This is a genomic window from Candidatus Frankia alpina, from assembly GCF_902806485.1.
Lineage (GTDB): Bacteria > Actinomycetota > Actinomycetes > Frankiales > Frankiaceae > Frankia > Frankia alpina.
Genome location: NZ_CADCWT010000026.1, coordinates 1 through 19,182, shown reverse-complemented (window position 1 = coordinate 19,182; position 19,182 = coordinate 1). Strand labels below are relative to the sequence as shown.

Below are 19,182 nucleotides of genomic sequence, written 5' to 3'. Positions count from 1 at the left end.
GTCGGCGGCCGGCCGAGCACGGGTGGCGGCGCCGGGCGGGTCCTGGCGAACCCTACGGCCCCGGTAGGGCGCACGGCTTGCGGGTGGACGTGCCAGGATCGAGGCATGCCAGGTTCCAGGGCATCCGCGTGGGTGTCGTCCGCGGCGCTCCGGCGCGTGACCGCGCTCACCCCGCGGGGTGAGCGCCGCGCCGCCTGCGTACGGCCGGCGCTCGGGTCGGACGCGGTCAGTGGGAGCTGAGATGGCTGTCGTCTCGCCCGCGGCGTACCTGCGGGTGTACGAGCCGCTGGCGGCCTTTCCGGCCGCCGAGCGGGGGCGCTGGCAGCGTTACGCCGCCGCGGGGCCGCCGTCGCGCCGCGCCGGTTCGCGCCAGGAGCGGGCCGTCGCTTTGGTCGCGAGCGTCCGGCCGACCCTCGATGTGGCCGACGAGTCGGCGTTCGTGCAGTGGATCGACGGGCTGATGTTCGTCTGCCCATGGTCGACCCAGCTGCGGGTGTGGCAGGCGGCGCTGGAGTTCCGCGGCCTGCTGCCCGAGCGGGTCGCCGAGGCGTTCCTGCCACGGCGGATCACCGAACCGGCCGAGATCGAGCTGGACCGGTGGAAGGCCCGCCGGCCGAGCCTGAAGGTCCACGTCCAGACCTGCACCTGGATGGTCCCGCCGCCGTGGTTCCTGCTGTTCGACCCGGCCGAGCGGTCGCTGGTCACCGGCGACACCGCCGAGCGGTCGATGATCTATCGGACGACGATGAGCCTGGCCCGGCGCCGGGCGAGCCGCGCGGTGGAGGCGGTCGGGACGCTGCGGGGGGGCACGGGGGATGCCCCCGCGGTCGAGGGCATCGGCGATCTGGCCCGTTGGCTGGGGTCCTTCCATCCGCAGAGCAGGGTCGAACTGGACTACGACGGGCTAGTTGACCTACTCGACGATGGCATGCTTCGGCGCGACAGCTCGGTAGAGGACATCGTCGAGGCTGTCAGTGCGTTACGCCGTGGGCGAACAGACCTAGCGGTCGAAGCTTACGAACGGGTCCTGATGAGGTGGAGACCCCTGCAGGCGCGGGAATCCGCAAGCTGATCGACGCATTCCGTTAACCGAGAGTCGCCGTCCGCTTCGGACGAGCTGTGACTAGTCAGCAGATGGTCCTGACGTGCCATGTCCGAAATGCCCCCGAAGGATGCACGATCTGTATGGGACGGAGCGACGCTCTGTGACGGGAGGCCAACGCAATGACGACACGAACGCCGGACGCCGAGCCGCTGCTGACGCCCGCCGAGGTAGCCACGATGTTTCGGGTTGACCCGAAGACCGTGACCCGGTGGGCGAAGGCCGGCAAGCTGACGTCGATTCGGACCCTGGGTGGGCACCGCCGGTACCGAGAGGCCGAGGTGCGTGCTCTGCTGAAGGGGGTCCCGAGCATCGGAGGCGACATGTAGATCGCGCCGACCTGGCGCGTAGCCGGAGACACCTCTTTTCCCTCGTCCGGGCGGCATCCACCGCCAGCGCGAGGGTGTCGGTGGTCAGACCTGGTGGAACAGGGCCGAAGGTCCGAAAAGCTGTCCGTTCACTGAGAACCGGACAAGCCGGCCGGTCCGGGCCCCCACCTACGGGCCACCCGACGTTAAGGAAGTGTGAAGATCCGAACGCCGGACTGCCCGGCTGGCTGGGAGGCCGCCGGGCGAGGTCCGGTTTGCGTCGACGTCTGCGTCAAGGACCACCTGAGCACCGGGAGGGCGCAGGGTGGGCCTGTTGGGGAACCGGCGGACGGCCCTGGTGGGCCGTCCGCCGGCCTCGCCGTACGCGGCGAAGGCGACGGACGGGGCCGCCGCAGTCTGGCGGCCGTTCACCGACCGGAACGATGACCGGCACCCGCCGTCTGGCCAGTCCAGGCGGTGTGGGGCCGGGCGGAGGGGCTGCACCATGGACCGTGACCGCCCCCAGGGCTGGGTGGTGCGCTCCGCCGTGCCCGGGTTCCTGCCCGCCAGCGGCGCCTTCCGGTTCACGAACAGCTTCGATGCCCAGCCACTGCTGGCCCTGCGGCTGCCCGGCATGCCCCTGGGCATCGGGATCGGGGACGCCAGCCGCGGCTTGTGCGGCGGCATGATCTTCGCGGTGCGCGACCTGTTCGAGGTCGACGTCGCTGTGCCGTCCGACGTCGAGCCGCCCCAGCGGGGTACCCCGCTGTACGGCTACCTCGTGCGCCGCCTGTTGGCGAGCTTCGACCTGCCCCGCGGCGTCGCCCGGTACTACGGGCTCATGCGAGGCGCCGACACCCCCGGCAGCGCGCTGGGCCGCCTCGGCGTGGGACGGCGCAGCCTCGCCGACGAATGGCCGCGGATCCGGCTCGATCTCGACTCCGGACGGCTCGCCCCGATCGGCGTCATCACCGTCCACTCGGCGGATCCCCTGCAACTCGGCCTGAACCACCAGGTTCTCGCCTACGCCTACACCCAGGTCGACACGGCGGTGACCCTGCGCGTCTACGACCCGAACACCCCCCTGGAGCGGGCCGACGACGTCACGATGTCCTTCGACCTCGCCGATGCCGGCAGTGGCAGTGGTGCCGGCGGTGGCGCGCAGGTCGTGCGCATCACCCACTCGATCGCGATCGGCGGCCGGCCGGTGCGCGCCTTCTTCCACTCCCGCTACCGCAGGGCCGACCCGCGCCCGGCCCTGCCTGCCCACCCCGTCGGCATCCGCTGACCGGGACCTGGCCCGGACGGGTTTGTCGCCCGCCCTGGCCATCCCCTATGCTTGCAGTGCTTCAGACGATCGACGAAGTGGCGCAGCGGTTGCTCCGCCCCGGGCTGTGATCGTCACCGCGCCCCCATCGTCTAGCGGCCCAGGACGTCGCCCTTTCAAGGCGGTAGCACGGGTTCGAATCCCGTTGGGGGCACACTTCGATCACCAGCCAAAACCCCTGCTCCACCAGGGCTTTTGGCCTCACCAAACCTCCTTGGACTGTCCGGCCGTGTCCGGCTGGTACCGGCGAACTCCGGCAGGCTGTGCCGAAGTGGTGCCGAAGTTCGCCGGCCGCCTACGCGTGGTCGGGTTCGCCGTCCCGGTCCGGCTTGTCGGGCTTCCAGCCGAGCGCGTCCTCGATGCGGCTGCGCATGCGGATCTCCTCGCCGTCGAGGCACTTCGCGTAGATCTTGAGGAGGATCTCGACGCTGTGTCCGGCCCAGCCGGCGACCAGCGTCGCGGGGACGCCGGCGTTGAGCCAGGTCGACACCGCGGCGTGACGGAGGTCGTAGGGCGTCTTCGCGAGCACGGACGCGGCGACTTCGTCGGTGAAGGTCGCCGCTCGCGCCCGACTCCAGATGCGAGTGATCGTGAGACTGGAGATCGGATCGCCGGGCTCCGTCACGAACAGCCGACCGCCCGGCCCTGTCCCGAACAGCTGGATGTGGCGGCGCAGCATCGCGGTGAGCTCAGGCGGGCATGGCACGAGTCGGATCTCGCCTGGCTCACGCTGTTTGAGCTGCCGATCGTCACGGTCGTCACCGGTGTTCGTCCACCCCTTCCCGGCGTGGGGGGTGGCGCGGCCCAAGTGCAGCTCTCCCCACCCTGTGTCGGGCAGCGCGAGGTTCGTCTCGTCCAGTGCGGACGCTTCCTCGGGGCGAAGAGCCGCCAGGTAGAGGCATCCGAAGTAGGTCTCCAGCCGAGGCCCGGTCTCCTTGAGCCCCGGTACCGCGCGCAGGAGCGTGCGTGCCTGGACGGGGTTGACGACGGAGCGGCGATCCACTACCTGGACGTTTCGCGGCGCCTTCCACTTGAGCGCCGGAATCGGGTTGACGGCCAGGAGCTTGCCCTCGATCGCGTACGCCACCGCGTTGTTGAGGATCTTCCGCCAGCGCGTGACGACACTCGCGGCGCGCGGGGTGCCGTCAAGTTTGATCGTCAGTCCGTCCAGCACCTTTCGCAGCGTGGTCGGGTCGGCCAAGCTCGCCACCGGCCGGGTGTGGGAGGCCACCCACCGCAGGGCGTCCCGCATTTCGTCGGGGACGTCATCACCGTCGCGGAGGGCGGTGTTGAAGGCCCGGCGGCGCAGCGCCGTGCGCAACACCCTGCCGTCGGGCATCCCTCTCTCCGTGGACACGAGGCACAGGGTGATGGCGGTGAGGGCCTCGGCGAGCGTCCGCCTGGTGGTCGCCGCGGCGCGCGGCCACTTCACGTCCGTGTAGGCGCAGGCGAACTCGTACCAGGACATGCTCGCGTCCATGCAGTCCATGGATATCGGCCGTCCGGTGGCCACGTAGAAGGCCTCGCCCTTCCTCGTCGCCGCTACGAGATCGGCGCGGAAGCTCTCCGCTTGCGCCCGGGTCCGGAACGGCTCCTTGAACCGGTTCCCGTCGACGCCCCATCGGACGTAGTAGGTCGTGACGCGGCTGCCGCGGTAGATCTCCGTTTTCCATATCCGGACGTCGTAGGTGGTGGTCGCCATCAGGCCGCGTCCTTCGGGAGAGCGTTGAGCCAGGCGTCGAAGTCGACTCGACGAATGCGGAGCTCCCCGTTGGGAAGCTTGATGCAGGGTGGTGCCGTGTTCTTCGCACGCCAGTCGTAGAACGTCGACCGGGCGATCTCCAGCTCGTCGCAGAGGTTGGAGACGCTCATGAACCGTCCGGCTCCTCCAGCGGCGCGTGTGGTTTTGGCAGGGCGGGCCGGGTTCGTGCGCGGGGCAAGTGGGGGCATCCTGGGATCGCTCCGTTCTGCTTTCGGTGGGGCGGGGTGCGGCCCCGGCGGGTTGCTTGGTCGGCGGTCGCCGGGGTCGCTTCGGGCGTGGCGGGTGAGGGTTGGTGGCACCTGGTGGGCCGTGGGATGCGGGGATCGCGGTGACACGGTGACAACCAACATCAACGGTGCTGTTACCGCAGGTCAGAGGGCATGAGTGGGCGTCACCGGGGGTGGTGACAGGCCGGTGACGGTGGTGACAGCTGGGCTGCGAGGTTGCTGTCACCGGTGTCACCAGCGGTCGGCGGTGAAGGTAGCAGGGGAGGTGGTGCTTTGACCTGCGGTGAAGGCGTCATCGATGGCGTTTGTCACCGTGTCACCGCTGTCGGCGAGTTCCCGGGCGCGGGGGTGGAGTTCGTGGCGGCCGTCGGGACGTTGCCGGATCCAGCCGAGGGCGGCGAGGGTGTCGAGGACGGCGGCGACGTCGCTGGTCTTGGGAAGCTGGCGCCTGAGGCTTCGGTGCAGGTCCCTGCGGGTGAAGTCGGTCATCTGCTTGTTGATGAGGAAGCGCAGGGTCCGACCGGCGGGTCCGCTGGCCGGGTCGGCGGTGATCGTGTGTAGGGCGGCGGTGCAGTGGGCGGCGAGGACGTCGGCGAGGTGGATGGCGGCGGCCATCTGCTCGGCGGTGATGGGGCGGTGCCAGCCGTCGTGGGGGTGATGGGCGAGGTGGAGCAGGCCGGCGAGGCGCAGGGTGGTGCCGGCGAGCTTGTTGGCTCATTCGCGCATGTCATGGAACTGGCCGCCGGGCCGTAGCTGGACCTCGATGCGTTCGGCGTGGGCGATGCGCAGGGCGGCGGCGGCGCCAGTGAGGGTGATGACGGCGGGGTCGTCGGTCCATGCGGCGAACGTGGTGGCGAGGGTGTGGATGGTGCGGGTGTAGCGGTCGGCGATGGGCGGGGGGACGGGGGGTGCTTGGACGTCGCGCCAGCCGCCGAGCGAGGTGGGGATGACGAACAGGAACCGGGCGACCAGGCCCCGGCCGGCGAGGTCACCATCGGCGCCGAACTTGCGAAGCACGGTGGGTTGGATCATCACGCCGACGGTGAGGGCGGGTGCGGGGATGTCGGCCCTTGCGGTCGACGCGCATCGGCTCGCCGGGGTGGCCTTTGAGGTAGGGGTCGAGGTTGGGGGCTTTGGAGTACTGGCCGGCGAGGATGTCGAAGACGCCGCCTTCGGGGGAGATCAGGGCCATGCGTCCGCCGTGTTCGGCCATGAGGCTGGTGAGTTCTTCGGGGGTGACGTTGTCGCAGAGCAGCCGGGGCAGCGTGGGGACGTCGATGGCGTCGGCGGCCAGGATCGCGTCGACCGCTTCGGCTCTGGCGGCTGTCCGCTTGTCTTCGGCTGCCCTACCGACGGTGTTCTTCGCCTGCTCGGCTTCGCGGGCCGCGACTTCGCGCAGGGCGGCGTTCTGCTTGGCCAGGGGGGCGATGTGGTCGGTGAGGGTTTTCTCTGCGGCTTGCAGGGGGGCGGTGAGGGTGCCGTGGACGGGGCTTTTGCGTTCGCCGGGGTCGGCGACGGCGGCGAGGAACAGGTTGACCGGTTCCCGCCAGCCGGCGATGGGTTCGACCTGCAGCCGGCCACCGGCGCAGGCGGACAGGACGGCGAGGGCGACCGCGCCGGCCATGGCGGGGTCGGTCTGGGTGAAGGTGGCGACGGCGCGGACCATGTCGGCGAGCCAGTCGGGGAACACCTCGATCGGAAACGGAGGGGGTGGCGCGGGGCTGGTGAGCGGGACGGGGAGTTCCCACATCGGTCCGCCGTTGACGGGCGGGGTCAGGGTGGGGTTATGAGGGCGGATCGGCTGGATGGTGGCTGGTGGTGGTGAGGTCACGGCCCCTCCTTCGAGGACGCGTACGGGCTTCTGGCGGGCCTGCGGGTAGTCGGCCTGGTGAGGCGGTCGGTGGTGGATGACGGCGGTGGCGGCCCTCTCAGGAAGCCCTGAGAGGGCCATGGGGCCGTTTTTCTGCCGGTCTGGTGCGTCTGGGTGGGGTTGGCGGGCTCAGGGCATGTGAGCGGATCGGGTCAGACCGGTGAGAGCAGGCCTTCGGCTTCGAAGCCGCCTTTGATCGCCCCGCGGATGTCCCGGGGGGTCTGCTGGTTGCGTTGACCGGCGGCGGTCAGTGCGGCGACTGCGTCGAGAGTGCTCAGCGCGTCGGCGGCGACCATGCGGGCCAGACCGCGGGCGGCGCCGTAGAGGGTGACGCGGCGTCGGCCTTGCGGGGCCCGGTCGACAGCGGCCAGCGTTGCCGCGAGCAGCGCATCCGGGTGGGAGATGGCCCCCGCCCCCACAGCGGTAGCCGAGCTGGTCCTGGCGCTACCGGTCCCAGCTGGGACCGGTAGCCCCGAGCGGACCTGGCAGGCCTCCAGGAGGCGGGGGGCCATCTCGTTGACCGGCCGGGGCTGGGAGGTCCACCGGTAGCCCCGGGCGGCCCCGGCGGGGGTGGAAGGTGGTGCGACGACCAGCCCGCCGTCGGTTTTGATGTCGACCCCTTCCCGGCCGTGGAGCTTGCCGGGCAGCGACCGGCCGGGGTGGGCGTAGTAGAGGTGCCAGCCCCCGCCGGGGGTGGTCACGGTCGTGGTCGGGTTCATCAGCGCCCGGTCGAACTCGCCGCCGTTGCGAGGGTCGATATCAACGACGGTCAGGCCGGACACGGCGCCCGTGCGGATCGCGAGCAGGCCATCGGGGACCGCGGCGAACATCGCAGTGATCCGGTCGGGGTCGACGGTGGCGGCGTAGAAGCCGTGGCAGGTCAGGCACAGGCAGGCTTCCCGGTCGTGGTCGGGCCCAGCGGCGGCGCACGGCTCGCAGTTGGCGACGGGTCGTTTCGTGCAGCCGAGGACGAACACCTGCCAGCCGCGGGCTGCGTAGCTCACGGCAGCGTGGAGCCGTCCTGGACGGCCCGTCGCGCCGGGCAGCGGGTCCATCAGCTTGCCTGCCTCGGTGGGCAGCCGCCGGTGCAGACGGCGGCGCGGCCGGGCCGGTCGGGCGCGGGGGGAACCTCGTCGGAGAACCAGGAATGCGGGCAGGTCGCAGACGTCAGCCGCGCTGGGATACCGGCGGTGCGCACCGTTTCGTCGGTGTCCTCCAGCTCGGCCGCGGTGGTGTCGAGCAGGGCCACGACCTGGGCGAGAGTGCGCCCGTCGGCGGCGTTCCAGTTCGAGATCTCGCCGAAGAGGTAGAAGGCCAGATCCTCGGGGTACTCGCAGTCCTCTTCCGCGTCGGCGCGGTCGGTGGGTGGGAGACGACGCACGAGGGTGTCGACCGCGGCGACGAGGAGCCACTGGGCGTCGACGGTGGCAGGCTCGTCCCGCACGTCCTCGGTGAGTGGGGCGTTGAGCGCACCGAGGAGGCAGACCTCCCCGGTGGGGGCCACGAGGTCGTGCCGGGTCCAGCCGCGCCGGTCGAGTTCGCCGCGGGCGGCGCGCAGCAGGGCGGGGACGGTGGTCGGGGGGGTGGTCTTCTTCGGGCTGAACGGGCCCACGCTGGTCTCCTTGATCGACGTGATTGGTTGGGGTGTGGCTGGTCAGGAAGCGGTCGGGGCACATCCACCGGCGCAGACGGCGCCACGGCTGGTGACGGTGAGCGGTCCGCGGGTGCCGCACCGGTCGCAGGCCGGCAGGACCACGGCCGGCGTGGGAGCGGTCTTCTTACGGGCGGTGGTCTTCTTCTTGGGTGCGCGGGTACGGGTGGTTTCGGCTGCAAGCCGGTGCGGCCGGCTGGTGGTCTGCCGGCCCTCCACATCGAGACGGCGGCCGACGAGCCGGTCGGTGGCGCGTTGGATCGCGCCGACCGTGCGGTCGCCGAGGCCGGCGGGGGCGCAGGCGAGGCAGGGGCCGCGCGCCTTGCCTCGGCCAACGAATCGGGTTCCGCGGCAGCGAGGGCACTTTGTGGTCATCCGATCTTCCTTTCGGTGGCGGTGGCCGGTGTGTCGGTAGCGGCGGGCGGCGCCGCAAGGGGCCACGAGGGGGCGGGGGCCGCTACCGGTGACCGCTACGGCTGCCCCGCTGGGACCGCTACAGCCCTGGTCAGGACCGCTTTTTGGGGCTGTGGGACCGCTACGGGGACCGCTACGGGACAGCGGTCTGCAGCAGTCCCGTAGCGGTCCCCGTAGCGGTGGTTAGAGCGGTGGCAGGTCGCCGGAGATCGCCTGGTCGAGGTCGGTGCGGCGGTAGCCGCGGGGGTTGGACGGGCCGCCGAGCTGGCCGGGGGCGAGGCCGTGGCGGGCGAGGAGTTGGGCGAGGGCTTTGGAGGCGCGCAGGGTGTCTTCGCGGGTTCCGTCGGTGGCGAGGTCGGCGTATTCCTGCGGGTCGGCGTGGAACAGGTACTCACAGGCGTTCACCGAGGGCAGGCGGGTGCTGCCGTGAGCGTCGAAGGCGTCCGCGAGGTCCTGGAGCAGCTTCGGGACCTCGCGGACGATGACGTCGGAGATGTCCATGTCGGAGTCGCTGGCCCGCTGGCTGAGCTCGTCGAGGATGGGCAGGCCGGCCTTCATGCGTTCGATGGTCCGGGTGTGGATGTCGGCGAGTTCGAGGCGGTAGAAGCGGCTGGCTTCGGGTTCGTCGTGGCCGGAGGCGTTGATGAACGCTTTCCCGGCGTCGTTCGCCCGCCGACCGGAGGCGCCCTTGAGCAGGTCGGGACGCCAGCCTTCGGCCCGCTTGCCGGGCCAGAGCATGTCGACGTCACCGGAGGCGCAGGGCAGCAGGATCTGCACCTCGGCCATCGCCCGGATCGTGGTGTTCCCCAGGTCCCCGCGGCCGGACTTCTGGGCGGCGAGGGTGACCTGGACGGCGACTTTCCGTCCGATGCGTCCGAGGGTGGTGACGAGGTCGCCGAGCTTGGCGTCGACGAGGACGGGGTATTCGTCGATGACGATTTCGATGGCTGGTCCGTCGGCGGCGGGGTTCCAGTTCTCGTCGCCGGCGGGTGGCCCGTCGAGGCGGGGGCGGGAGCGCTGGCCGAGCAGGGTGGTGCGGGCGACCGCGATCCGGATCGCGGATTCCAACAGGTCGCGGGCCTGGTCGACGGTGGTGGCGACGCGTTGGATGCAGTCACCCCAGGCGGTGAACACCGGGCCGCCGGTCAGGTCGATGCCCCAGACCACGACGTCACGGCACGCCGTGTAAAAGTCGATCTTTTTCCAGAGGGCGCTGCTTTTCCCGCTGCCGGTGCCACCGACCATCAGGGCGTGCACGCGAAGCAGTTCCAGGAGCAGGGCGCCGCCGCCCATGGTCTTGCCGAGGTCGGCGGGCCTGGTGATGGTCAGCGACGTCGGCTTGTGGTGCGGCGGGGCGCCGACCTGGGCGAGCAGGTCGGTGTGAACGATGCGCAGCAGGGTTTGGGCGGCGTTGTTCGGGTCGGCGATCGGGGTGATCGCGTTGCGGCGGGTCCGGAGTTTGCGTTCCAGGGCGCGGACGGTCTTGTCGGTGATCTCGTCTTCGGTGATGACCGCGACCGTCCACCCCCAGCGGGCTTCCTGTGGCAGCGCGGCGACCTCGGCGGACACGCGGTTCTCGTCGAGGCCAGCGACGATGGTCTTGGCGAGCATGCCGACGGGCACCCCGGGGCGCAACGCGGTCTGGCTGCCCAGGAGCAGGGTGGCGCGTCGTTCGCCGGGTTGCCGGCCGAACGCCCAGGCGAGGGTGAGGACGCCCAGGCCGGTCAGGGTCGGGACTTCGAAGCCGACCATCAGATAGCCGACGGTCTCTCCGACGCTGAACCCGACGAGGCCCGCACCGCTGACGGCGGCGCGGATCTTCTGGTTGTCGCGGATCTCGCTACGGGAGGCGACCTGGACGCCGGGGCGGGCGACGTGGTCGAAGCGGATGTCGCGGGCAGTGACCCAACGGGCCCAGGCGGACGCGGCGCGCCATAGGCCCCGGCCGGCCGGGGGCAGGACCCGCAGTGCCTCCCACGGGCGCAGCGCGCGGCGCAGGGCGATGCGGGCGAGTTCCCGGCCGACGTAGCCGGTGGTGGCCAGCGCGCGGGTCGGGTCGCGGAACACCAGCGGGGCGACCGGCTCGGCGGCCGACGCGGTCAACGCCTGCTGCCAGCGGCTGGTGCGCGGTTCGGTGGCGTCGAGAACGTCGTCCGGGCCGGGTTCCAGGACCCCGCCGGGCGGGTCGATGTCGACGCGCGGGGTCCAGGGGCCGGGGACGAGGGTGCCGTGGCGGATCGGCTCGGCAGGGTCGGTGCTCACAGGTCACCCCCGGGGCGGGTCCAGTCGGAAGCAGCGGTGGAGACGAGCCACGTCGACGCGCCCAGCGGGCTGATCCCGGCGGTGGTTGCGGCGGCGACGTCGAGGCGTTCAGCGGTGGTCACGACGACCGCGACGAGCAGGCCGACGGCGCGCAGGGTCAGGACCATCACGGCGAGCAGCGCCAGCAGACCCGTGGCCCACCAGGGCAGCCGGCGCAGATCGGCCTGCACGCCGCCGGTCATGCCGACACCTCCCGGTCGTCGTGGACCAGTGACAGCGGCGCCTGCCGGCGGCCGGCGTGCTCGGTCAGGAGCCGCTTCGCGCGGGTCTCCCCGATCTCCAGGTGCGCCGCCGCGCCGCGCACCGACAGCTCTGCCACCGCATCCCCGAGGACGTCGAGGACGGCCAGCAGTTCGGCGTCCGTACGCGCCGCGGGCTGCTTCGTGCGCGCGGCGCGCGGCACCGCAACACCACGGTTCGACCGCGCCGCAGACTGCTTCGCCGGATGCTTCGAGGGGTGCTTCGCGGCGGGCTGTTCGGGCAGGTCAACGGTTGTTCGTGCGGGCGCCTCGGACACGCCGTCCGGCGCGTCCACCGCGGTGGACGGCGGCGCGGGCGTGGCACCGCTCATCAGCGCGTCGGTGGAGGTGCTCGGCACGACAACCAGCGCTGCGTCGTCGACCGGCACCGTGCCGACCGGGGGGCGGCGCGATGCTTCGATGGCAAGGAGTTCCGCGGTGACCCGGTCCTGGGCGCGGGCCACCTGCCGGCGCACCGAGGCGACGGCGAGTTGTGCGCTGGCGGCGGAGATCTGCGCGGCGACCCACTGCGCGTCGTCGGCGGTCAGCTCGGGACGGGTCGCGTGCCCGAGGGTCCACCACAGGGCTTTCGCGGCGACGCTGACCGATGCGCCGATGCAGGCCATGGCCAGGCCCCCGGTCCGGTAGCCCTCCAGACCGATCGCGGTCACGGTGACCGCGAGCAGGGCCCAGCCGACCCGGTCGACGACCGCCCGGCGGTCGGGGCGGAACCGTACGAGGTATGCCATGCCCAGCGCGGCGCACCAGGCGAGATCGAAGACGCCGCCGGCGAGATAGGCCGTCCAGGTCCCGTTGAGTAGATGCGCGATGCTCACCGTCGACCAGGTGATCGACACGACAGTCAGGGCCAGAACCAGGCCGACGACGGCACGGACGGCGAGAGCATCCCAGTCCCTGGGGAGTACTGGAATCGCGACCCGACGGGTCCGGGTCACCGGGGCGGTGACCCCGTCGACGGTGTGGGTGTCGGCGTACTCCTCCTTTTCAATCTTGTATTTCATGCTGGATCACCCGCCTCCGCCGGGGTGTCGGGGGTGAGCAGGGCGCGCAGACCGGCGGTGAGGACGTACACCCGGCCGCCGAGACGTCGGGACGGCATCTGGCCGGCCTTGACGTAGCGGTAGGCCGATGCCCGGGAGAAGCCCATGATTTCGGCGGCCTGCTCCACCGAGATCAGCGGGCGCAGGCCGGCGAGCGGGTCGGCGGACGGGTCGGCCGTGGCGGGGGCGGTGGGGACGGTGAGGTGCCACAGGACGTTGGACTTGCCTTGGCCGGGCATGCCGCCGAGCAGGGCGGTGGCCGGTGAGGTTTTGCCGTAGCCGGTGCCGCCGACGGTCAGCGCGGCGTCGTCGAGGTCGGCGAACAGGGCGGCCATGTCGTCGTAGACGTGCAGGCCACCGGCGGCGATCTGCTCGCCGGCCTGGCGCTCACCGTCCTGCCAGGCGGGCGTCCAGAACCAGGCCTGATCGGCGGGGGTGGGGTCGGGCATGCTGTGGGGCACGGTCGTCTCCAGGGTTGAAGGGGTGGCGATCGAGGCCCCGGCCGGAGGTGCAACTCTGGCCGGGGCCGCCCACCGGGCGGTGGGGTGGGACGGTCAGTAGCGGGTGGTGCGCACGGCGGTGTCGTAGACCCGCCACAGGGCGGCCGACCGGTCTTCGGGGGCTTCGAGGTTGCGGGCGAGGTCGGCGGCCTCGTCGAGCAGGGCGTTGCCCTCGGTGCTGCCGCGGACGGCGTCGAGGAGCCGACGGAACCGGACGGTGGGGTCGGTGATCTCACGGGTGGCGGCGATCGCCTCGTCCTGAATGCTCATGATCTGGTTGGGGTCCATGGCGGGTTCCTTTCGGTTGTGGATGTCAGGCGGGGAAGGGCTGGTCGAGGGCGGCGAGGGCGTCGAGTTCGGTGCGGTCGCCGATCAGGGCGGCGAAGAGCTGGATGGTGGCCTGCTGGCCGATCGCGGTCCGGGCGGCGAACTGGCGTTCGTCGTCGGGCAGGTCCGGGTCTTCGGCGTCGTGCTGGTTCATCGCGGCCATGTACCGGGCCTGGGACAGCGCGCCTTGGAAGTCGCAGTAGCCCGACACCGACAGGTCGTTCAGCACGGGCAGGTAGGGGTCGTCGTCGGGTGGGTCGGTGAGCAGTCCGGGGAGGGTCACGGGGTGTCCTTCCGGGAGGCCGGCCGGCAGACGAGGGTGTGGGTCTGCCGGCCGGCGGGCGTGCGGATTCAGCGCCGGTGCAGCGTGGTGAGCGCGTGGGCGCGGGTGGTGATGGCGGGGTCGGCGAACGCGGTCCACAGGTGGACCGGCACCCCGTTGACGTCGAACGCGGCGAGACCGAAGGCGTGCAGGCCGTCGCGGGTCCACTCGTGGCGGATCGGGAGGCCGAGGGCGACGGAGGCGGCGTTTAGCCGGTCCAGGCAGACGGTGTCGCGCTGGTCGTGGTCCTCGGCGTGCATGGTGACCTGGGCTTCGACGCCGAGCACAAGGTCGGGGGAGTAGTCGACGTCGACGGTGATCGTCAGCACGGCGAGACTGCCCAGCCGTTCCAGTAGTGCGACGGCGGCGTGGAGCGCGGCGATCTGCCGGCCAGTGCGGGCGGGTGCCGGTGCCAGGAACGGGGCGGTCACAGCTCACCGGTCCGGGAGCAGAGCTGGTCGTGGCCGACGCCGTCGAACAGCACGGACAGGCATTCGGAGCAGACGGTGATCGTGGTGGTCGGTGCCACGACCGGGGCCGGGATGGTGGGGGTGGTGGTCACCGGTTGTCCAGGCTGTCGGCGGGGACGTCGTCGTGGGTGCCGTCGTCCCAGGTGACCATGACGCGCTGCGGGCCGTTGGCACGGCCGGTGCCGTCGCTGGTGGCGGGCCCGTGGTCGGGGCCGAGCCCCGTGGTGCCGCGACCGACCCGCGTGGAGCGGGTCTGGCCGGTGCGGCCGGTGGTGGTGTCGCGGATCTTGCGGGCGGGGGTCTGGGTGCGGGTCATGGTGGTCACCGGCCCGCGGTGGACTGGCCGGTGAACAGGTCCAGGACGCACTCCTGCGCGAACGCGGCCTGGGCGGCGCCGTAGCGGAGTTCGTCGTCGTTGTCCGGGTCGTTCGCCTCGGTCCGGTTGGCCGCGACCATCCCGCGGGCGAGTGCGATCGCGTCGGTGAGGTTGTTCTTCCTCGTCTGCTTCACGGACGATCCTTCCGATCGGCCCCCGGCCCGAGCCGGGAGCGCACCAAGGGGTGCGGAAGGCGCCACGACCTGCACAGACACAGGTGCGCTCTAGGAGCGCTCGCAAGGCGTGTCTGGCCCGGTGTGGGTTGCCTCCCACCCCGGGCCTTCTGCATGTCCAGAAGGCCCGGAGCCTTGCCCTGGTGAGACGGGATTGCCTCCCCGCCTCACCGTTGTTGGGTTGTACCAACAACACCATTGATGCAGGACGCTCGGCGCGCGTGTCAAGGGTTGTTAGCCTGTGGGTACAACCTTGTAGGTTGCAGACAGGCGAAGGGGCAAAATTGATCTTCAATCCGGCGGACTCGCGGCCGCTGTACCACCAGCTCGCCGCGCTACTCCGCGAGCAGATCCGCTCCGGCGAGCTGGTGCCAGGCGCCCAGATCCCCACGGAGACCGAACTTGCCGAACGGCATGCGACCAGCCGCAACACGGTCCGCCTGGCGCTGAACCTGCTACGTAACGAAGGCTTGCTGGTCTCCAAGCGGGGACTCGGGAGCTTCGTGCGGTCGGAACCGCCGATGAAGTACTACGCGTCCCTCACGGGCTCCCGCGGCAAGCGGCTCGAAGCTAACCGACAGCGGGACACCTTCGCTCAGCAGATCGAAGCGCAGGGGAAGACGCCGAGGCAGGTCAGCGCCACAGAGGTGGTCGCGGCCGATGATGAGATCGCTGCCCATCTCGCCTTGCAGCCAGGGCAGCCGGTCGGGGTACGTCGCCGCGTGATGTACGTCGACGAGGAGCCGTTGCAGCTCGGAGACAGCTACTACCCGCTCGACATCGTCGAGGGAAGCAAGATCATGGCCGCAGCCGATGTGGTCGAGGGAACAGATCAGGTTCTTGAGGATCTCGGGCACGTCCCCACCCGATACGAGGACGAGATCACCTGGCGCATGCCGACCGCAGAGGAATCCGCCAAGCTGCACTTGGCGCCCGGAGTCCCGGTAGGTCGACTGCTCCGAACGACTTTCGATCAGCAGGAAAGGCCCATCGAGGTCTACCTCGTGATCCTGCCGGCGGATCGGCATGTTTTGCTCTATGACGTATCCGCCGAGTAGCTGCACCCCTGTGTCAACCGGCCGCCGGGCCGTCGTCTGGGCTCGCGACCACGCGGCTTGACGGGCCGTTGCTGGAGGCGAACGACATTCGGTGACAAGGTGGGTTGCTTCAGGTGACCGAAAGTGGACTGAGGCGGGTGTGGCGTGCGGGATGTTGATGTCCGACGAGCGCTGATGGGCGATCTCACGGCGCAGATAGACCCGGGCACCCTCGTGCTTGACGAGCTCGATCTGTGTGGGCTCACCCGGGTGGACGTCGCGGTTGTCAACGGGCACCTGACCGGCTACGAGATCAAGGGCTCCACGGACACGCTGCGCCGTCTGCCCGGCCAGGTCACCGTCTACTCCCAGGTCCTCGATTTCGCCGAGCTGGTCGTGGCCGAGAACCACTACGAACGCGCGTTGGATCTCCTGCCCGACTGGTGGGGAGTGCGCGTCGCCTCCGGCGTCGACCAGGTGCGCCTGGACGGGGTTCGCCCGGCCCGGATGAACGCCGCGGTGGATCCCGGCGCCCTCGTACAACTGCTCTGGCGGGACGAGGCGCTGTCCGAACTCGCGGCCCGCGGCCTGGCCCGTGGGTTTCGGTCGCGGCCTCGCTGGATCCTGTGGGAACGCCTCGCCGCCGAGGTCCCACTTGAGGAGCTGAAGACCATGGTGCGCGCCCGGCTCAAGGGGCGAACAGACTGGCGAGTTGCTCGCTGACCGTAACCAGGTGGTGCAAAGTTCCGTGCTGACGCCACTGGGCCGGGCCTCCGCCCGACGCCCCGAGGGCAGCATCCGCGATCCAGGCGTCAGCGGAGCAGTGCTGGGCCCCGGCGAAATGCGGTGACGAGCAGAGAAGCTGGGCAACGGGGTTCATCGCGGCGCCACCCGTCGAGTTCTTTCCTTTGAACAGGCCGCCTTTGGCGACGATCCACCGATCGTTCTCGGTGTATCGAAGCGCGGCGCTGATCGAGCCGCCCGGAGGAAAGGCCACCGCGTCGGCATCCGGGTTGGCGATGGCATAGTCCCCGAATCCCGGTGTTCGCGTGCCCAGGTGGTCGACGAGGTCCAGGTAGGTCGCCCACTCGACACGCTCGACCGCGGTGAGGCCGCGAGGGATCCCCGCCATCCCCACGGGGGCCGACGTTCCCGCCACCGTGATGCTTCGCCAAAGCCTCGGGACCGGCAAGCCCATCAGCTCCGACTCGAACCTGCTGGACGCCACCCTGGACGAATCACCGATCTTGCTGCCGCAGTCCAGGACCAGATCGGCCTTCCCCGGCCCGATCCGCAGGTGTCCCATGAGCTTTTTGAGAGCCGTCCCCTTGTCCAGGGCGGGCCACTCGTCCGGAGACAGTCGGAAGCAGACACCTCGCCCGTACCGACGGTGTAAAGCGACCACCGCGTCCTGATACTGAGGCGACCGGTTCGGAGAGGTGACGGGGATCGCCGCCATGCCAGGTTCGGCCTCAGTCTTGGCGAGCTTGTCGACGAAGGCCTCCAGAGGGTGCTCCGCGAGGCTCGCCTGGGCGTCATCGAAGTACCCCAGGTCGACGAAGGCGGGCCCAGCCCACTTGGCGCTGACGTCTTTGGTGAGATCTCGCAGGTGGTCATCAACCGTCTTGCTCGGCTCTCCCGTATCGCGGTTGATGGGTATGGGCGGAACAACGAGCAGCGGCGTCAGCCCGGCGCGGGCGGCGGGCGGCAGGTCTCTGAGGGCGTTGCGCTCACCGAGCTTGGCAACCAAGATCGGGACGTACCGTGGATTCGCGGGCACAGCGGATCTCCCGTCACACACGGGGACCAGGCGGACTCGGGTGGTGAAATCCTCTCACGAATCTTTCGACCAGGGAGCGACTTCTCAGCACTCGTGTCCCAAAGAGCCCCTGAACCGCTGTGCCAACTTTCCGTACTTGTTCAAGGGCGGCCATGGCGGGCCCCCGGCTGTCACCACCGTCACCGGCCTGTCACCACCCCTGGTGACAGGCCGGCACCCGCTTTGACCTGCGGAAACGCTGGCCAAAACGGCGTTTGTCACCGTGTCACCGTGTCACCGGGGTTCGGGACTTTCGCGGCGCGAGGCCGGGCCGCTGTCACCGGTGTCACCGGCCTGTCACCACCCCTGGTGACAGCGTCGGACCCGCTCTGACCTGCGGAAACGGGCGCCAGAAGGCCGTTTGTCACCGTGTCACCGGGGGGCCGGACTTTCGCGGCGCGAGGCCGGCCGCACCAGCGCCCCCGAGAGCATCGCTCGCTACCCACCCTCTCGACGATCTACACTGAAAGCTATGTTACAGTTACTCTCGGGGGTGGACGGGCGAGCCTTGGAGCCTGCGCGGGTGACGAAGCGATCAGGATCCCGCCCCGGGGCATCCTTCACAAGTAGATCGAGGCACCAACGATCACTTCGTTACGTCCAAGTTCGCCGACTTCCCCCCGGTGCGCGCTGTCGGTTGCTAAAGTTTGCTGTTATGGGGGATGATCTTCAGTTGCCGGCGGGATGCCCGCCCGAGCAGGCGCAGCCTGCGGCCGGGAAGTTTTTTCGACTCGTGAGCGGTTCTCTTTCCGTGGGGGACGAGCCAGGGTCGGAAGACTGGGTTATTCCCGCCAAGAAGAGGAAAGGTGAATGCGTCGGCCGCTTCGATTGTTGCGAATGCTACTCGCATTCGCTATTTCTTGATGTAAATGATCTGATAAATGCCTGCGAGACTACGCCTTGGGCTCGAAAAAAGGCAATTGCCGAAGTTGTTCTTGAGCCGTCATATGGCGTCGTGGTAAAGACTAGCAGCTCAGTTGGCGACAGCCACCACGACTGGTGGGCATCTCCGCTAGACCTGGTTCCTAGTTCCCGCGTGATGAGTGCGAAGCCATGACCGTCGTCCCGCCCCAAGGTACCATTCTTGGCGATCTCAAAATTGACGAGATATATTTCTATCACGATGGCCCTCGGTTCTTTTCGGCCATATCGGCGACAGACCGACGCTTTATTGTTATTTGCGTTGACGAGGACGAAGACACCGAGACCTATCTGTACCTCGCCGTGTCCGAGCGCCGTTTCAGATCGGTCCGCAGCGGTGGATTTCCCATCCGGCAGGCCTTCTCGGACCCAGAGGATGGAATAATCTATAAGGCGGAGGTTGATTACGGGATAGATTCCCCATCAACTGCCGTGACGGCGATCCTGCCGGAGAGCATTCCCGAAGAATGGCTGCCGAGCAGAGACGCGCTACTAGGAATAGCCACCGAGACCCAACAGCACTTTGACTTGGATAGACTCCAGAAGGAGTCGAAGCAAGAGGGTCGAACACTTGTCGCGTTGGAACTCGATCCCCCGACACTCAGCAGGACTGAGTACCCCCTGCGCTCCCTGGCACGGATAGCGGCTGGGGTACAAGATGTTGTTGAGGCGCTTGCACAGGAGGAGACCGGCAAGGCTACCGATAGAGGTTCGATTCCGGCTGAGATTAGCAACGAAAGCGGACTCGTCTTCTCTTACAGTCTGGCTGCGTCTTTCGTTCTTGTTCTAGCGGCAGATGTTCGAGATCGGATGTTCGAGGGCAGCCTGGTTGCTCCCGCCATTGAGGCATTGCAGGAACTGCTCGAAGTCGGAAAGAATCAAGTCTTACTGCGCCAGAGGTTGAAGCAACATAGCCATCGCACTCGAAGTAAATACAGAAACCTTCTTCAGGCT

Annotated in this window: 23 protein-coding genes, 1 tRNA gene and 1 pseudogene; 7 read left to right on the top strand and 18 right to left on the bottom strand. The window is 69.6% G+C overall.

The genetic code is table 11. From position 1 onward, the window contains the following. Nucleotides 1–241 precede the first annotated feature (241 nt). The 4 genes from G6R25_RS05440 to G6R25_RS05425 all read left to right on the top strand — a co-directional run bounded on the left by G6R25_RS05440 (nucleotide 242) and on the right by G6R25_RS05425 (nucleotide 2,891). On the top strand, nucleotides 242–1,072 hold the full coding sequence (locus tag G6R25_RS05440) for a DUF8083 family protein (RefSeq protein ID WP_163552111.1): 831 nt from the start codon (nucleotides 242–244) through the stop codon (nucleotides 1,070–1,072). A gap of 152 nt (nucleotides 1,073–1,224) precedes the next feature. Further along, the gene (gene bldC / locus G6R25_RS05435) at nucleotides 1,225–1,431 is read left to right on the top strand and encodes a developmental transcriptional regulator BldC (RefSeq protein WP_136447349.1); all 207 of its coding nucleotides are present in this window, start codon (nucleotides 1,225–1,227) and stop codon (nucleotides 1,429–1,431) included. 484 nt (nucleotides 1,432–1,915) lie between these two features. After that, nucleotides 1,916–2,698 (top strand): hypothetical protein, encoded by a 783-nt coding sequence (locus G6R25_RS05430; protein ID WP_163552110.1) that lies wholly within the window; start codon nucleotides 1,916–1,918, stop codon nucleotides 2,696–2,698. Between the two features lie 120 nt (nucleotides 2,699–2,818). Next, nucleotides 2,819–2,891, top strand: a tRNA-Glu gene (locus G6R25_RS05425). 141 nt (nucleotides 2,892–3,032) lie between these two features. Here the strand turns inward: G6R25_RS05425 and G6R25_RS26255 are convergent. The 17 genes and pseudogenes from G6R25_RS26255 to G6R25_RS05350 form a co-directional block, all read right to left on the bottom strand. Then, the gene (locus G6R25_RS26255) at nucleotides 3,033–4,439 is read right to left on the bottom strand and encodes a tyrosine-type recombinase/integrase (RefSeq protein ID WP_163552109.1); all 1,407 of its coding nucleotides are present in this window, start codon (nucleotides 4,437–4,439) and stop codon (nucleotides 3,033–3,035) included. After that, entirely contained in the window at nucleotides 4,439–4,609 is a 171-nt protein-coding gene (locus G6R25_RS05415) for a helix-turn-helix transcriptional regulator (protein WP_163552108.1), read from the bottom strand. The genes G6R25_RS26255 and G6R25_RS05415 overlap by 1 nt, the downstream gene beginning before the upstream one ends. 348 nt (nucleotides 4,610–4,957) lie before the next feature. Then, complete coding sequence (locus G6R25_RS24985) at nucleotides 4,958–5,341, bottom strand: hypothetical protein (RefSeq protein WP_235947500.1); 384 nt, start codon at nucleotides 5,339–5,341, stop codon at nucleotides 4,958–4,960. A gap of 3 nt (nucleotides 5,342–5,344) precedes the next feature. Beyond that, nucleotides 5,345–6,350, bottom strand: a pseudogene (locus G6R25_RS26250) (YfjI family protein); the annotation flags it as partial. 398 nt (nucleotides 6,351–6,748) lie between these two features. Then, nucleotides 6,749–7,600, bottom strand: a complete 852-nt coding sequence (locus G6R25_RS05405; RefSeq protein ID WP_235947496.1) for a bifunctional DNA primase/polymerase — start codon at nucleotides 7,598–7,600, stop codon at nucleotides 6,749–6,751. 50 nt (nucleotides 7,601–7,650) lie between these two features. Further along, entirely contained in the window at nucleotides 7,651–8,208 is a 558-nt protein-coding gene (locus G6R25_RS05400; protein ID WP_163552106.1) for a DUF6197 family protein, read from the bottom strand. Between the two features lie 42 nt (nucleotides 8,209–8,250). Then, a complete protein-coding gene (locus G6R25_RS05395) occupies nucleotides 8,251–8,622 on the bottom strand; it encodes a hypothetical protein (RefSeq protein WP_163552105.1) in 372 nt (123 codons plus the stop codon). Nucleotides 8,623–8,844: 222 nt separating this feature from the next. Beyond that, entirely contained in the window at nucleotides 8,845–10,923 is a 2,079-nt protein-coding gene (locus G6R25_RS05390; protein WP_163552104.1) for a hypothetical protein, read from the bottom strand. Continuing rightward, nucleotides 10,920–11,165, bottom strand: coding sequence for a hypothetical protein (locus G6R25_RS05385; protein ID WP_163552103.1), 246 nt, complete (start codon nucleotides 11,163–11,165; stop codon nucleotides 10,920–10,922). Before G6R25_RS05385 ends, G6R25_RS05390 begins: the two co-directional genes overlap by 4 nt. Then, a complete protein-coding gene (locus G6R25_RS24970; RefSeq protein WP_205446880.1) occupies nucleotides 11,162–12,244 on the bottom strand; it encodes an RAD23 family protein in 1,083 nt (360 codons plus the stop codon). The genes G6R25_RS05385 and G6R25_RS24970 overlap by 4 nt, the downstream gene beginning before the upstream one ends. Beyond that, on the bottom strand, nucleotides 12,241–12,744 hold the full coding sequence (locus G6R25_RS24965) for a helix-turn-helix domain-containing protein (RefSeq protein ID WP_205446879.1): 504 nt from the start codon (nucleotides 12,742–12,744) through the stop codon (nucleotides 12,241–12,243). Before G6R25_RS24965 ends, G6R25_RS24970 begins: the two co-directional genes overlap by 4 nt. Nucleotides 12,745–12,837: 93 nt before the next feature. Then, nucleotides 12,838–13,071 carry a hypothetical protein gene (locus G6R25_RS05370; RefSeq protein WP_163552102.1) on the bottom strand — a complete coding sequence of 78 codons (234 nt, stop codon included), beginning with the start codon at nucleotides 13,069–13,071 and terminating at the stop codon, nucleotides 12,838–12,840. Nucleotides 13,072–13,096: 25 nt separating this feature from the next. After that, nucleotides 13,097–13,393, bottom strand: a complete 297-nt coding sequence (locus G6R25_RS05365; protein WP_163552101.1) for a hypothetical protein — start codon at nucleotides 13,391–13,393, stop codon at nucleotides 13,097–13,099. Between the two features lie 68 nt (nucleotides 13,394–13,461). Continuing rightward, the gene (locus G6R25_RS05360) at nucleotides 13,462–13,863 is read right to left on the bottom strand and encodes a hypothetical protein (protein WP_136448573.1); all 402 of its coding nucleotides are present in this window, start codon (nucleotides 13,861–13,863) and stop codon (nucleotides 13,462–13,464) included. Beyond that, nucleotides 13,860–13,994 (bottom strand): hypothetical protein, encoded by a 135-nt coding sequence (locus G6R25_RS28680; RefSeq protein WP_268903848.1) that lies wholly within the window; start codon nucleotides 13,992–13,994, stop codon nucleotides 13,860–13,862. The genes G6R25_RS05360 and G6R25_RS28680 overlap by 4 nt, the downstream gene beginning before the upstream one ends. Further along, nucleotides 13,991–14,218 (bottom strand): hypothetical protein, encoded by a 228-nt coding sequence (locus tag G6R25_RS05355; protein ID WP_136448574.1) that lies wholly within the window; start codon nucleotides 14,216–14,218, stop codon nucleotides 13,991–13,993. Before G6R25_RS05355 ends, G6R25_RS28680 begins: the two co-directional genes overlap by 4 nt. A 5-nt stretch (nucleotides 14,219–14,223) precedes the next feature. Next, the gene (locus G6R25_RS05350; protein WP_136448575.1) at nucleotides 14,224–14,412 is read right to left on the bottom strand and encodes a hypothetical protein; all 189 of its coding nucleotides are present in this window, start codon (nucleotides 14,410–14,412) and stop codon (nucleotides 14,224–14,226) included. 323 nt (nucleotides 14,413–14,735) lie between these two features. Between G6R25_RS05350 and G6R25_RS05345 the strand changes: the two genes are divergently transcribed. Together G6R25_RS05345 and G6R25_RS05340 are read left to right on the top strand one after the other, a co-directional pair. Then, a complete protein-coding gene (locus tag G6R25_RS05345) occupies nucleotides 14,736–15,509 on the top strand; it encodes a GntR family transcriptional regulator (RefSeq protein WP_163552100.1) in 774 nt (257 codons plus the stop codon). Nucleotides 15,510–15,683: 174 nt separating this feature from the next. After that, nucleotides 15,684–16,211 carry a sce7726 family protein gene (locus tag G6R25_RS05340; RefSeq protein ID WP_205446878.1) on the top strand — a complete coding sequence of 176 codons (528 nt, stop codon included), beginning with the start codon at nucleotides 15,684–15,686 and terminating at the stop codon, nucleotides 16,209–16,211. Here G6R25_RS05340 and G6R25_RS05335 read toward each other — a convergent pair. Then, nucleotides 16,177–17,238, bottom strand: coding sequence for a beta family protein (locus G6R25_RS05335; protein WP_235947493.1), 1,062 nt, complete (start codon nucleotides 17,236–17,238; stop codon nucleotides 16,177–16,179). The two genes, G6R25_RS05340 and G6R25_RS05335, sit on opposite strands and share 35 nt — an antisense overlap. A gap of 1,122 nt (nucleotides 17,239–18,360) precedes the next feature. Here G6R25_RS05335 and G6R25_RS05330 point away from each other — a divergent pair. Next, nucleotides 18,361–19,182 (top strand): DUF6575 domain-containing protein (locus G6R25_RS05330; RefSeq protein ID WP_163552099.1); only part of this gene is annotated, 822 nt, incomplete at its 3' end.